The organism is Bacillus sp. FSL M8-0049, from assembly GCF_038593355.1.
GTDB classification, from domain to species: Bacteria; Bacillota; Bacilli; order Bacillales; family Bacillaceae; genus Bacillus; species Bacillus safensis.
In genome coordinates this window covers 1,508,233-1,521,406 of record NZ_CP151986.1, presented here as the reverse complement: position 1 = coordinate 1,521,406, position 13,174 = coordinate 1,508,233, and the positions used below count along the sequence as shown (strand labels likewise).

General features: G+C 42.2%; 14 protein-coding genes. All 14 read right to left on the bottom strand.

Translation table 11 applies throughout. The features are described 5' to 3' along the window. Positions 1-93: 93 nt before the first annotated feature. Entirely contained in the window at positions 94-369 is a 276-nt protein-coding gene (locus NSU13_RS07785) for a FlhB-like flagellar biosynthesis protein (RefSeq protein ID WP_003211418.1), read from the bottom strand. Then, on the bottom strand, positions 366-2,105 hold the full coding sequence (locus NSU13_RS07780) for a glycosyltransferase (protein ID WP_341053327.1): 1,740 nt from the start codon (positions 2,103-2,105) through the stop codon (positions 366-368). The genes NSU13_RS07785 and NSU13_RS07780 overlap by 4 nt, the downstream gene beginning before the upstream one ends. 26 nt (positions 2,106-2,131) lie before the next feature. Then, positions 2,132-2,896 (bottom strand): ribonuclease HII, encoded by a 765-nt coding sequence (locus NSU13_RS07775; RefSeq protein WP_342489971.1) that lies wholly within the window; start codon positions 2,894-2,896, stop codon positions 2,132-2,134. Between the two features lie 76 nt (positions 2,897-2,972). Then, positions 2,973-3,821: a ribosome biogenesis GTPase YlqF gene (gene ylqF / locus NSU13_RS07770; RefSeq protein ID WP_024424188.1), complete on the bottom strand. Its 849-nt coding sequence runs from the start codon at positions 3,819-3,821 to the stop codon at positions 2,973-2,975. Between the two features lie 90 nt (positions 3,822-3,911). After that, on the bottom strand, positions 3,912-4,259 hold the full coding sequence (gene rplS, locus NSU13_RS07765; protein WP_008354510.1) for a 50S ribosomal protein L19: 348 nt from the start codon (positions 4,257-4,259) through the stop codon (positions 3,912-3,914). Between the two features lie 137 nt (positions 4,260-4,396). Further along, complete coding sequence (trmD, locus tag NSU13_RS07760; protein ID WP_024424189.1) at positions 4,397-5,131, bottom strand: tRNA (guanosine(37)-N1)-methyltransferase TrmD; 735 nt, start codon at positions 5,129-5,131, stop codon at positions 4,397-4,399. Continuing rightward, positions 5,128-5,652: a ribosome maturation factor RimM gene (rimM, locus tag NSU13_RS07755; protein ID WP_024424190.1), complete on the bottom strand. Its 525-nt coding sequence runs from the start codon at positions 5,650-5,652 to the stop codon at positions 5,128-5,130. Before rimM ends, trmD begins: the two co-directional genes overlap by 4 nt. Before the next feature lie 8 nt (positions 5,653-5,660). Then, positions 5,661-6,047: a YlqD family protein gene (locus NSU13_RS07750; protein ID WP_024424191.1), complete on the bottom strand. Its 387-nt coding sequence runs from the start codon at positions 6,045-6,047 to the stop codon at positions 5,661-5,663. Between the two features lie 102 nt (positions 6,048-6,149). Then, the gene (locus NSU13_RS07745; RefSeq protein ID WP_024424192.1) at positions 6,150-6,395 is read right to left on the bottom strand and encodes a KH domain-containing protein; all 246 of its coding nucleotides are present in this window, start codon (positions 6,393-6,395) and stop codon (positions 6,150-6,152) included. Further along, entirely contained in the window at positions 6,395-6,667 is a 273-nt protein-coding gene (gene rpsP, locus NSU13_RS07740) for a 30S ribosomal protein S16 (protein ID WP_008344841.1), read from the bottom strand. Before rpsP ends, NSU13_RS07745 begins: the two co-directional genes overlap by 1 nt. Before the next feature lie 105 nt (positions 6,668-6,772). Then, entirely contained in the window at positions 6,773-8,113 is a 1,341-nt protein-coding gene (gene ffh / locus NSU13_RS07735; protein ID WP_041117374.1) for a signal recognition particle protein, read from the bottom strand. Between the two features lie 13 nt (positions 8,114-8,126). Continuing rightward, positions 8,127-8,459 carry a putative DNA-binding protein gene (locus NSU13_RS07730; RefSeq protein WP_012009935.1) on the bottom strand — a complete coding sequence of 111 codons (333 nt, stop codon included), beginning with the start codon at positions 8,457-8,459 and terminating at the stop codon, positions 8,127-8,129. A gap of 143 nt (positions 8,460-8,602) precedes the next feature. Next, positions 8,603-9,589, bottom strand: a complete 987-nt coding sequence (ftsY, locus tag NSU13_RS07725) for a signal recognition particle-docking protein FtsY (protein WP_024424194.1) — start codon at positions 9,587-9,589, stop codon at positions 8,603-8,605. Positions 9,590-9,610: 21 nt separating this feature from the next. Then, positions 9,611-13,171 carry a chromosome segregation protein SMC gene (gene smc / locus NSU13_RS07720; protein WP_268480796.1) on the bottom strand — a complete coding sequence of 1,187 codons (3,561 nt, stop codon included), beginning with the start codon at positions 13,169-13,171 and terminating at the stop codon, positions 9,611-9,613. Positions 13,172-13,174 lie beyond the last annotated feature (3 nt).

Below are 13,174 nucleotides of genomic sequence, written 5' to 3'. Positions count from 1 at the left end.
AGGGTTCTATGTAAAATCGTAAAATCCTTCTAAACATTCAAACTTTTATTTTATTAAAAATATAAATTTTTCAGCCAAATCACTTATTTTACCTTATTTTTTCATTTTTTGATCTAACCTGTAGATAAACGAAAAAATTTCTGCTACAGTATCGTATAACGCTTCAGGGATCTCCTCATCTAATGTTAAGTGGCGCATGAGTTCGACTAAATTACGGTCTTCCTGGATTGGGACTCCCGACTTTTTTGCTTCTTCAATAATATGATCTGCCACATAGCCGCTGCCTGTTGCAACGACTTTTGGCGCCTTTTGTTTTTCTTCATCGTAATGCAGAGCGACCGCTCTTCTAAGCGGTTTTGAATCCTTCATACTCGTAAGTCCAGCCCTTTCTCGCTGATTTTATGAAAGTGTTCATCTAGAAATAAAGACGGATCTACTGGCTCTTGTCTCTTTTTTGCTGTAATTCCCGTTAAACTGTATCCTAGCGCATTTAAATTCTCTCGAACAGCCGGAATCATTGGATTAATGGTGCCTTGCAGTTCATGGGCTGTCTCGACTGTAATGGACATGACCTTTTGCTGAATCGTACAGTCTATCAAGGTTTCTTCAAGGTTTTCCATGTTTAAATAAAACATGAGGCGGCACTGAGAAATATCAATAGAGCCATCCTTTTTCTTATGTCCTTTTAGAATAAAGGTTAAATCTTGAACACTATGTTTTGAGAAAAGCGGATAGGAAATCATCATTTGACTGACGGTTTGGTTCTCCTGCTGCACAAATAACTGCCCATTCAATCTATGAAACAATTGATCCACTTCTTTTTTAACGGGCTCTGGTAAATCCGCCTGTCTCACATCATTTAAGGTGAGCTTTAATTGGTGCAGCTCCTGACTTTTGACATCCTGGCTGCCTTTTTCAAGCAGTTTCAGCATACCAATTTCATCACGTACACCTATTGCCTTTTTCATCGTCATAAGTAAATCGAGCACATCGGTTTTATTACTTAATGTTGGTTCTGTCTGCTGCACTACCTGGGCCAAAGCTTTTGCCTCTGCTTTTGACAGGAAGGGAAACTCTTTTTGAAGCACAGCTGCTTTTGCGTCAGGCTGAGATCCTGCCTGCTGGAGCCCGTGCAGCAATGCTGTGAGCTGTTTTAAGTTAGGTTCTTGCTGCCCGTCTGCACCTTGTTTCATCAAACTTGCCAGTATCCGCTCAATTTGCTGAGGCGGGATTTGCAGCTCTTCTTTTGGACTTGTTGACTGCTGCACGTTTGTCTGAGGAACTTGGGACGGCTGACGCTCTTGAACGATTGCGGCATGGCTATTTTCTTTTTGCTGAGAAGGATTGAGCTGAGTCGTTACTGGTGAATTGCCACCTTGCTTCGCCTCGCCTTCTCTCGCTGCTAGAAGGACCGATAAGAGCTTTTCTGCATGGACGGCTGTCTCTGTATCTACAACTGACCGAACGGCTTGTATAAGGGTCCGTGTGGCATCTGTGTGCTTCGGAAGCTGTGTTAATTGATTTAATAGCGCTGTTATATCCTGATGAAGGGCAGAGGGTGATTTTACGGCTAAAATAGATTGAAGCACCCCTTGCTGGATCGGTAAATCTTTCTTTAAAGCAAAGAGGAGGGCCTGGAGCCCTTTCTTCACATCAGCTCCTTGAAGCTGTTCGATCCACTTCACTGCCGTTTTTAACTCTCCTTCGTTGATGACGGACTTTTCCTTTAAAAAAGCTGTAGCTGTCAGCATGTTTTCAAGCCCATTTTTCAGTGAGAGACCTTCTAATAGTTTGGCTGCTGCATCCTTTAATGTCTTAGGATCTTGATCAAATTGCTGAACGGGTCTTAGTTTATTGAGGCTGCCTCCACCCTCTTGTTCAAATTGGAACCAATAAAATGCGTCTGCTTTAAGCTGAGCCGCCAGCTGTGCTTTTATTTTCGTTGAACCTATTTGAACAAGGGCTGTATCATCTCCAAGCATTTTTAGTACTTTACCGAGAATCAGCCGATGAACATTATCCTTCCCTTCGGTGTTTAATGGAACCGATTCGGCCGTATTCAGCCGGCTATTCAGTGCTGTATGTATGTCCTCAACTCTTGTCATCACAGGCAGCCTCCTTAGATTAAAATTTATGATATAACAGATTTCACTGGCGCAAACGATAACCGGTGGATGGGGGTAGCACCATGTGTTTGAATCGCAGCCAGGTGCTCTTTCGTTCCGTACCCTTTATGTTTTTCAAATTGATACTCAGGATACTTACGCCCGTACTCTTCCATCATCTGATCCCTTGTCACCTTCGCAATACATGCACCTGCTGCAATGGATGCACTTTTTGCATCTCCTTTGATGATCTTCTCTTGGTGAGTAGAAAGCGGGAGTGTCATGGCATCTATGAGTAGATAATCAGGTGTATGAGTTAACTGCTCTACAGCTCTTACCATCGCCAGTCTTGATGCTTCATAAATATTGATTTCATCAATCGTAGCCGCATCAACAATGCCGATTCCGATATCAAGTGCTTCTTTTTGAATTAAATCATAATAAGCCAATCTTTTTTTCTCAGATAATTGCTTTGAGTCGTTTAAACCGAGCAGGACGGTATTTTCCTTTAATATAACGGCTGCTGCCACAACTGGGCCGGCAAGCGGTCCTCTTCCTGCTTCATCTATTCCAGCAATACATGTGTATCCCTGCGCCTTTGCTTTGTTTTCAAATTGCAGCATGTCATCCCATGCCGCGCGAAGTGCTTGCTGCTTTTCTCTCTCTTTGCGCCATTTTTCTATCAGTTTTTGGACACTTTTTCTCGTATCATCTTTCACAAGCTCGCGAATGTATGACTCGTCGCCTGCATGCTTTTCTATTAGTTCTTTTATTTGCTTCACCGTGTACATAGGCTTTTTCGCAGCCTCCTTCTTTATATCGGCAGTTTTTCGCAAAAAATAAAGACCCGCATGAGCTGCGTGTCTTTTAGCTTTCAGGCTTCTCAAATGTGAGGGGACCAAATTTTTCTGTTCGAATATCCCGAATAATGATTTCGGTGGTTTTGTCATAGTTTATGAATCCCCCGCTCATTAGACAGCCGCGCTTAGTGCCAATTGCATCAAACAGCTCAACCGTATCTTCAGGTATCTCCGCTAGGTCATAGCGTTTTTTTAATCGCTCCGGGTAATTCTCTTCTAGAAAACGAAGTGCATACACAGCGACATCCTGTAAGTTGATGATCGAATCTTTGATCGCTCCAGTCACCGCAAGCCTGAGTCCTACCTGCTCATCTTCAAACTTTGGCCAGAGGATTCCAGGGGTATCAAGCAGTTCTAGTTCTTTCCCTACCTTCACCCATTGCTGTGATGTCGTAATACCAGGCCGGTCTCCTGTTTTGGCAATGTTCTTTTTTGCTAAACGATTGATTAAGGTCGATTTGCCGACGTTGGGAATCCCGATAATCAGTGCTCGAATGGCACGTGGTTTGACGCCTTTTGCTTTCATGCGGTCGAATTTTTCTTTTAAAATTTCTTTTGAAGTCGTGATGATCTGATTTAACCCTTGTCCATCGACAGAGTTAATAGCAAGTGACCGAACGCCTTGCTGCTCAAAATGCGCCTGCCACTCCTTTGTCATACGAGGATCTGCTTTATCTGCTTTGTTTAAGAGCATGATTTTGGGTTTGTTTTGAAGGATTTCTTCGATCATTGGGTTTCTAGAGGACATCGGAATTCTTGCATCGGTTAATTCAAATACGATGTCGATGAGCTTTAATTTTTCTGTGACTTCACGTCTTGCTTTTGCCATATGGCCTGGAAACCATTGAATCGTCATATGTGCACCTTCTTTCTTCTACCTGTTATCTCTATACATTGTACAAAAAAAGAGCCTGTTACAGGTAACAAGCTCTTTCCTTTGATATCATTATCGTCTGATTTCTTTGATACGAGCCGCTTTACCGCGAAGTTCACGTAGGTAGTAAAGTTTCGCACGACGTACCTTACCGTGACGTACAACTTCGATCTTAGCGATTTTTGGTGTGTGTACAGGGAATGTACGCTCAACGCCTACACCGTAAGAGATCTTACGAACTGTGAAAGTTTCGCTGATTCCACCACCACGACGCTTAATTACAACACCTTCAAAGATCTGGATACGCTCACGAGTACCCTCGACAACTTTAACATGTACACGTAAAGTGTCACCAGGACGGAACGCAGGAAGATCAGTGCGTAATTGTTCTTTTGTGATTTCTTCAATCAAATGTTGCATCGTTTTCAACTCCTTCCAACAGATGCTCATGTCCTCTTTCTTCATTGCAGCGGAACATCGTTTTCAAACTTGGATCAGCAAGCCGTCCAAGTCACAAGTAGTATCATATCATACCTCTATGCCGTGTGCAATACAATCTAGTCATTATGAAGCTGCCAAAGCCATCTTTTTTCTTCATCCGTTAATGTTTTGCAAGAATCGATCAAATCTGGCCGTCTTGTATAGGTTCGCTTCAAGGATTCTTTGCGCCGCCACTCTTCAATTTTGGCATGATTTCCAGAGAGGAGCACATCCGGCACTTTTAGTCCTTTATAATCCGCCGGCCTTGTATAGTGCGGGTGCTCAAGCAGACCTGTACTGAATGAATCTTCGATGTGAGACGCTTCTTTTCCAAGCACATGAGGCAAAAGCCTGACCACACTGTCTGCAATCATCATCGCTGGCAGCTCTCCGCCTGTGAGGACGAAATCTCCGATTGAGATCTCATCTGTGACAAGATGCTCCCTGATGCGCTCATCGTAGCCTTCATAGTGGCCGCAAATGAACATAAGATGCTCTTCTTTTGCAAGTTCTTCTGCTTTCTTTTGTGTATATCTTTCCCCTTGAGGACAGACAAGAATGATTCGGGGTTTCGTGCTTGCTTTCTTCGTTAAATCTTCTACCGCATCAAATACGGGCTGCGCTTTCAGTACCATACCAGCACCGCCGCCATACGGATAGTCATCCACTGTTTTATGCTTATGATCCGAATACTCTCTAAAATTGACGACTTGAAATGAGACAGCTTCTTTCTCCTGTGCTTTTTTTAAGATCGATGAGTGAAGCACACCTTCGAACATTTCAGGAAAAAGGGTTAAGAAATCGATTTTCATTCGTCAATAAGTCCTTCCATCACTTCAATGTGTACGGTTTTGGATGAGATATCGATCTTTTTGACGACAGATGGTATATATGGAATGAGGGCATCTTTTTTGCCTTTTCTTCCAACCACCCACACATCATTTGCCCCTGGCGTAAGGATTTCTTTGATTTGGCCGATCAGCTTGTCCTCTTCATCGTATACTTCACAGCCAATGATTTGGTGGAAATAAAATTCTCCTTCGTCTAATGACCCAAGATGTTCTTTTTCTACCTTTAAGATTGATTCTTTCAAATGCTCTGCTTCATTTAATGAGTTGATTTCTTCAAATGTGAGCAAATCAAACTGTTTGTGCTGGCGATGCGATGCGACAGTCACTTTCAGCGGCTCGCTTTGACCTTGCTTAAAAATATAGAGGACGCTTCCCTTTTTGTAGCGCTCTTCTGGGAAATCCGTCTTTGACACGACGCGTACTTCTCCGCGCACTCCGTGTGTATTGACGATCTTTCCAACATTCAACCATTCTAGCTCCATGTTCTCAATCACCCCTGACGTATTTCCACAATGGTGCCGTCTTTCACGACGATGACATTATCTTGCATCTTGTCATCCCATTTATCACCTATTTTTACTTCAACCAGTGCATCCACTTCTGTTTCTTTCATTTCACTTCCAAGCGGCAAAATATGCAGCTGCTCTACTTGAAAATCAATTTGCCGGATCTTCTCTTGCCTTTTATCGATCGCTTTTTGAAATTGAGGGATGGCTTCTTGCTGATGTGGTTCTTTTTCATGTTTTTTTAGTTGAAAATATAGTTGATTGCATTCACGTTCTAGTCTTTCTTTTTTCTCCAAAAAAGTCGTTAACAGTTTGTCCTTACTGCTTTCAGTTAATACTTGCATCACGGTGACATGTTGAATGATCTGCATCTTCCTTTTGTCCCCCTATCCGAAGGCATTTGTCCTCTACAGTATAACGAAAAATAGATTTAAACGTGTAAAAAAAGGGGAGGTCCTAAGCCCTCTCCCTTTTTAGTCAGCAATCTCAAGTTGAACTTTCTTAGAAGACTCTGCACTTGCTGCAAAAATGACTGTTCGTATCGCTTTTGCTGTACGTCCCTGCTTTCCGATCACTTTTCCGGTATCTTCAGCATTGACAGACAGTGTGTAAATCACCTGCTCATCTTTTTCTAATGAAGATACGTGAATATCTTCAGGGAAATCAACAAGTGGCTCGACGATGGACACAATCAATTCTTCCAAGGACAGCTCATTCATTATTTGCTGTTTTTCGCATTATGAAATTTTTCAAGAATTCCTTGGCTTGAGAAAAGATTGCGAACTGTATCAGATGGTTTCGCACCATTTTGAAGCCATTTAAGCGCTAATTCTTCGTTGATTTTCACCTCAGCTGGTGATACCACTGGGTTGTAAGTTCCAACTGTTTCAATGAAACGACCGTCACGTGGTGAACGAGAATCTGCTACAACAATACGATAGAAAGGAGATTTTTTTGCTCCCATACGTTTTAAACGAATTTTTACTGCCATTTTACTAGCACCTCCGAAAATATTTCAACAAGATAGTATATTAACAATGATAAAAGGGTTTGTAAAGTGTTTTTTCTTAACAACGGTTTTATCATGTATAACCAATTACATAAATGGTAATTTAAAGCCCTTTTTCTTTCCTTTGGACATGTTGGTCATTTGCTTCATCATCTTTTTCATTTCATCAAATTGCTTTAAAAGGCGATTGACTTCCTGTACAGATGTTCCGCTTCCTTTTGCAATCCGTTTTCTCCGGCTTGCATTGATGACCTCTGGCTGTTCTTTTTCCTCGGTCGTCATTGATTTAATGATCGCTTCGATATGATTGAGCTGCTTTTCGTCTACTTGGACGTTTTTGAGCCCTTTCATTTTACCGGCTCCCGGCATCATTTGGATCAGTTCATCAAGTGGACCCATATTTCGAACTTGGCCAAGCTGCTCGAGGAAATCATCGAGCGTGAAGCTCATTGTCCGCATTTTTTGCTCAAGCTCTTTCGCTTTATCTTGGTCGACGTTTGCCTGTGCTTTTTCAATCAGCGTGAGCACATCTCCCATGCCAAGAATTCTTGAGGCCATCCGCTCCGGATGGAATGGCTCAATCGCATCAAGCTTTTCTCCTAGCGCAGCGAATTTAATCGGCGTGTTGGTGACAGCTCGAATAGAAAGTGCTGCACCGCCTCTTGTATCACCGTCTAGTTTTGTTAGAACGACACCTGTTAAACCAAGCTGTTCATTAAAGCTTTTCGCGACATTGACAGCATCTTGACCTGTCATAGAGTCAACAACTAGGAAAATTTCTTCTGGATTTGCTACTTCTTTTACTTTCTGAAGTTCATCCATTAATTCTTCATCGATATGAAGACGTCCTGCTGTATCTAAAATGACATAATCATGGTGTTCTTCTTTCGCTTTTTCAATTGCCTGTTTGGCAATTTCGACAGGGCTGACTTGATCACCTAATGAAAACACCGGCATATCAAGCTGTTTCCCAAGCGTTTGAAGCTGCTGGATCGCTGCTGGTCGGTAAATATCAGCAGCTACCATCATCGGCTTGCGATTATGTTTTTTGCGAAGTAAATTGGCAAGCTTCCCTGTTGTGGTTGTTTTACCCGCCCCTTGAAGACCAACCATCATAATGACTGTTGGAGATTTTTTCGCTACAGCGATCTTACTCTCTTCTCCGCCCATTAATTCAGTGAGTTCTTCTTTTACAACTTTAATGACCTGCTGTCCAGGGGTAAGGCTTTTCATGACCTCTTGTCCAACTGCCCGCTCACTTACTTTTTTCACAAAGTCTTTGACTACTTTAAAATTGACGTCAGCTTCAAGAAGGGCAAGGCGTACCTCGCGCATCATTTCTTTTACATCTTGTTCTGACACTTTTCCTTTGCCGCGGATTTTTGAAATCGTCTGCTGCAGTCGGTCGGCTAATCCTTCAAATGCCATACTGTGCCGCCTCCTAATCTAATTTCTCAAGCGATTCAATTAAAGCTTCTGCTTCTTCTGTTTGCGCAGAATCAGCTACAAGCTCTCTCATTTTTTTGAGAAGTTCTTTACGCTCTTTAAATTTCTTAAACAAGAGCAGCTTTTCTTCATATTGTTCAAGCATCGCTTCAGTCCGTTTAATATTATCATAAACAGCCTGCCTTGATACTTCATATTCATCCGCAATTTCACCGAGGGAAAAATCGTCTAGGTAGTAAAGCGACATGTAGCTCTTTTGCTTTGCGGTCAACAACGATTGATAGAAGTCAAACAAGTAATTCATTCTCGTTGTTTTTTCAAGCGTCATGGGCTCTCTCCCCTTTGTTAAGTTCATTCCCTTTACATCAACTAAGTTTACACGGTTCTCTACTGTGTGTCAAGTTTTTATCTTGTCACTTCATGAAGCTACGCATAAATAAAAATGCCAGCAGATTTGCCGGCATTTTTTTGTTAGTCTTGTTGATCAATTACGTCTGAGAATAATCCATACACATACGATTCTGCATCAAACTCTTGCAGATCGTCCACCTTTTCACCTAAACCGACAAGTTTCACGGGAATGTTCAGCTCATTTCGAATCGCAAGAACAATTCCGCCTTTTGCAGTACCGTCAAGCTTTGTTAAAGCAATCCCTGTCACATTTGTCGCTTTAGAAAATTCCTTAGCTTGCGCCATGGCGTTTTGACCCGTTGTCGCATCAAGAGCGAGCAATACTTCATGAGGTGCATCTGGAACCTCGCGTTCAATGACTCTCTTGACCTTCTCCAGTTCTTTCATCAAGTTGACTTTGTTTTGAAGTCTTCCTGCTGTATCGCAGATGAGGACATCCGCATTTTTCGCTTTTGCTGATTGAACGGCATCATAGATCACCGCTGCTGGATCAGAGCCTGCCGTTTGTTTGACGACAGGAACACCTGAACGTTCTCCCCACACTTCAAGCTGCTCGATGGCACCGGCACGGAACGTATCACCTGCTGCTAAAATGACGGATTTCCCTTCATTTTTCAGCTTATTTGCAAGTTTGCCGATAGTCGTTGTTTTCCCAACACCGTTGACGCCTACAAATAAAATGATATTCAAACGCCCGTCTTCAATGTTCAGCGCAGAGATTTGTTCCTCTCCGCTATTGTAGATATCAACCAGTTTTTCAGAAATGACCGCTTGTACTTCGCTTGGGTCTTGAATGTTTCTTAATTTCACTTCTTTTTTCAGCTCATCAATCAGTTCCATCACAGTTGTGAAACCGACATCAGCGCCGATCAGAACCTCTTCCAGCTCTTCAAAAAAGTCTTCGTCGACTTTGCGGTAGCGGGAAATCAGTTCATTTACTTTTCCTTGGAAGGAGTTTCTCGTTTTTTCGAGTCCATCTTTAAACTTTTCTGATACTGAATCGGTTTGCTGCGTAAATTTTTCTTTTAATTTCTTAAAAAAGCTCATTGGTTCAAAAACCTCCTTTAATTACTGGACAAGCTCTTTCGTTTCTTCTAGTTTGACAGATACAAGCTTAGAAACACCTGATTCCTGCATGGTCACGCCGTAAAGCACATCGGCTTCTTCCATTGTTCCCTTGCGGTGCGTAATGACAATGAACTGTGTTTCCTGGCTGTATTTCTTTAAATATTGCGCAAAACGGAAAACATTTGCTTCATCAAGCGCCGCTTCTACCTCATCTAACACGCAGAATGGAACAGGTCTCACTTTTAAGATAGAGAATAGTAAAGCGATCGCTGTTAAGGCTCTCTCTCCGCCTGAAAGAAGGCTTAAGTTTTGCAGTTTTTTCCCTGGCGGCTGCGCGACAATATCAACGCCAGAGTTGAGTAAATCATTTGGATCTGTCAGCTTAAGATCTGCTCTTCCACCGCCAAATAATGCTTGGAAAACAGATTCAAAGTGACCGCGGATTTGAGAGAATGTCTCAGAGAAACGCTTTGTCATCTCTTGATCCATTTCTTCGATGACTTGGAATAATGTATTTTTCGCTTCTGTCAGATCATTTCGCTGTTCTGTTAAGAAGAGATAGCGTTCATTCACACGTTCATACTCGTCAATGCTGCCTAAGTTTACTGTTCCAAGCTCTTCAATGGCTAGTTTGATCAGCTTCACTCGTTTTCTTGCTTCATCTGGCGATAACGTCAACTGATACATCTCTTTTGCTCCTTCAAATGAAAGAGCATATTCATCGTTCAAATAAGCGATCAGGTTATCGAGCTCGACTTCCATACGGCCAAGCTTAATCTCTTCATCTTTTAAGCTTGTGGTGAGCTGCTTATACAAACGTTTTTGTTCTTTAAGCTCACGTTCAGCAAATTCTAATGTTTCAGAAAGAGCGAGACGCTGCTTACGGCGCTCTGAAATGAGTGCGGTTGTTTTGTTTTTGTTTTCCAGCTTCTCTTTCGCCGCTTCTTCCAGTTGTTCGGCTCCGCTTGAACTAGATGACATTTCACTTGTTAAGAGTGACAAATCTTCTTTTGTTTCCATCAGCGTCTGTTCAGCTTCTTCTAATTCAGCCATTAAGCTCGAAAGCTTTTCTTGTTCATTCGCTAAGGACTGCTCTTTTTTGGCAAGCGAGATTTTCAGCTCAGTTAATTCAGCAGAAATGGTTTCTTTCGTTGAGCTTTGCGTCTGCTTACGCTTTGTTAATGTATTGATTTCTTGATCAAGAGCCGTCAGTTTCTCACCTATAGAGACTTCAAGAGCGACCTGCTTTTTGTCCTTCTCCGCGAGTTCAGTAGAACGCTGCTGCAATTCTTCTTTTTCTTGATCATAAAGTTCAAGATGAGCATTGATATTTTTTTCTGCAACTTGCAGTTCGTATAGCTTCCCTTTGAGATCTTGCTGCTTTTCACGAAGCGTTTCGCCGCGCTGACGCAGTTCGTTTAATTGGCTTTCGTTTGCTCCGATCAATTGCTTCGTTTCTTTTGTTTCCTTTTCAAGGATCGTTGTTTTCTCTTCCATTTCAACGAGCTGCTTTGTTAACGTTTCGATCTCCCGGTTTCTTGAAAGAAGAGAGTTGTTCTTTTTCTTTACGCCGCCACCGGTCATTGAACCGCCGGGGTTTACGACATCTCCATCAAGAGTCACGATGCGGTAACGATGTCCAAGCATTTTCGCCAGTTCATTGGCGCCTTTTAAGTCTCTAACGATCAGCACAGTTCCAAGCAAATTCTGAATCACCTTTTGATACTTTTCGTCAAAGGAAACGAGGTGACTCGCTATGCCGATAAATGCAGCATGCTGCTCTGCTGTTTGAACATCTCTGAGCTGAATGGTTCTTTCTTTGATCACGTTCATTGGCAGGAAGGTTGCACGTCCAAAGGAATGCTGCTTTAAGTATCCAATCGCTTGTCTCGCAGCTGCTTCATTTTCTGTAACGACGTGCTGCGTGGCTGCACCCAGCGCAATTTCAATCGCTGTCTCATACTGCTGATCCGTTTGAATCAGCTCTGCAATGGCACCATGAATACCGCCTAACCGTTCTTTTGCCTTTAAGACTTCTTTCACTCCTTGGAAAAAGCCTGAGAAGTCTTCCTGCATGGATTCAAGCATTTCTTTTTTGGATTTTGCCTGCTGTACGTATTGATAGGCTTGGTAAAGAGCCGTTTCTTTTTTCTCGTATTGACGTTTCATTTGCTCAAGCTTTTGTTCTGCTTCTCTAAAGCGTTTTACTTGAGCTAGAATGTCTTCTTCCAGTGCTGAAAGCTGCTGCTCAGCTTCTGTTTTCTTTTCTTTAACAGACACTCGTTCTTCGATATGTTTTTGGTTATTTTGCGTCAGCCGCTCTAGCTGCATGGCAGCTTGGCGCTGCTGTTCTTCTAGTAATTTACGTTCATTACGGATGGAAGCCTGTTCATTGAGCAGATCAAAATAATCGCTTTTCAGCTGTTCAATTTGACCTTCCACATCTTCACTATGAAGCGACAGTTGATGCTGCTTTGTGTTCACTTCATCTTTTAGCTGCTGCACTTCTTTTTGCAGGCTGTCACGCGTGATTTTCTGCTGCTCAATCTTTTCGGTTAACAGCGCTTGCTTTTCAGTTAAACGAACGAGCGTTTCCTCAAGCTGTCCTTGGTTTGCGGCCGCATTTTTTTTCCGCTCTTTTAGCACTTCTTTTTTTCCTTCAAGCTTTTCTAATTCCTCACTTGTGAAAAGAAGAACTTCTTGGAGGTCATTAATTGATTCGTCAAGCGCTTGAATGCGGTCTCTCGACTCTTCAATTTTGGCTTCTTTTGCTTGGATATCTGTAGACTGCTTCATTTCATCTTGTTTGAAGCGCTCGACTGCTTCACCAAGTGTTGTCCATTTTTCATGAAGTGCTTCGATGTCATGGACAGTTAAGGCAATTTCCACATTTTCAAGCTCTTCTTTTTTTTGCAAATAGTCCTTTGCAATGGATGCTTGCATTCTTAATGGTTCTACTTGATCTTCTAGTTCATGCAGAATATCTTCTACTCGGTTTAAGTTGTCCTGCGTTTCAAACAGTTTATTCTCGGCTTTTTTCTTTCTTGTTTTATATTTCAAAACGCCAGCCGCTTCTTCAAAGATGCTTCTTCTCTCTTCTGCCTTACTTGATAGAATTTCCTCTACCTTTCCTTGGCTGATGATGGAAAAAGCTTCCTTTCCAAGACCTGAATCCATGAAAAGATCAATAATATCCTTTAAGCGGACAGATTGATTGTTTATGAGAAATTCACTTTCTCCTGAACGATAAACCCTTCTTGTCACACTGACTTCGTGAAAATCGATCGGTAAAAAGTGATCTTCGTTATCTAATGTTAAAGTCACCTCTGCTAGATTGACTCTTTTTCTTGAGTCACTTCCTGCAAAAATGATATCTTCCATTTTTCCTCCGCGGAGGCTTTTCGCTGATTGTTCTCCAAGTACCCAGCGGATAGCATCGGTAATATTACTTTTGCCGCTCCCGTTTGGTCCAACCACAGCTGTGACCCCTTTAACAAAGTCCACGGTCACTCGCTGTGCAAATGATTTGAATCCTATCACGTCTAAACGTTTGAGGAACATGAG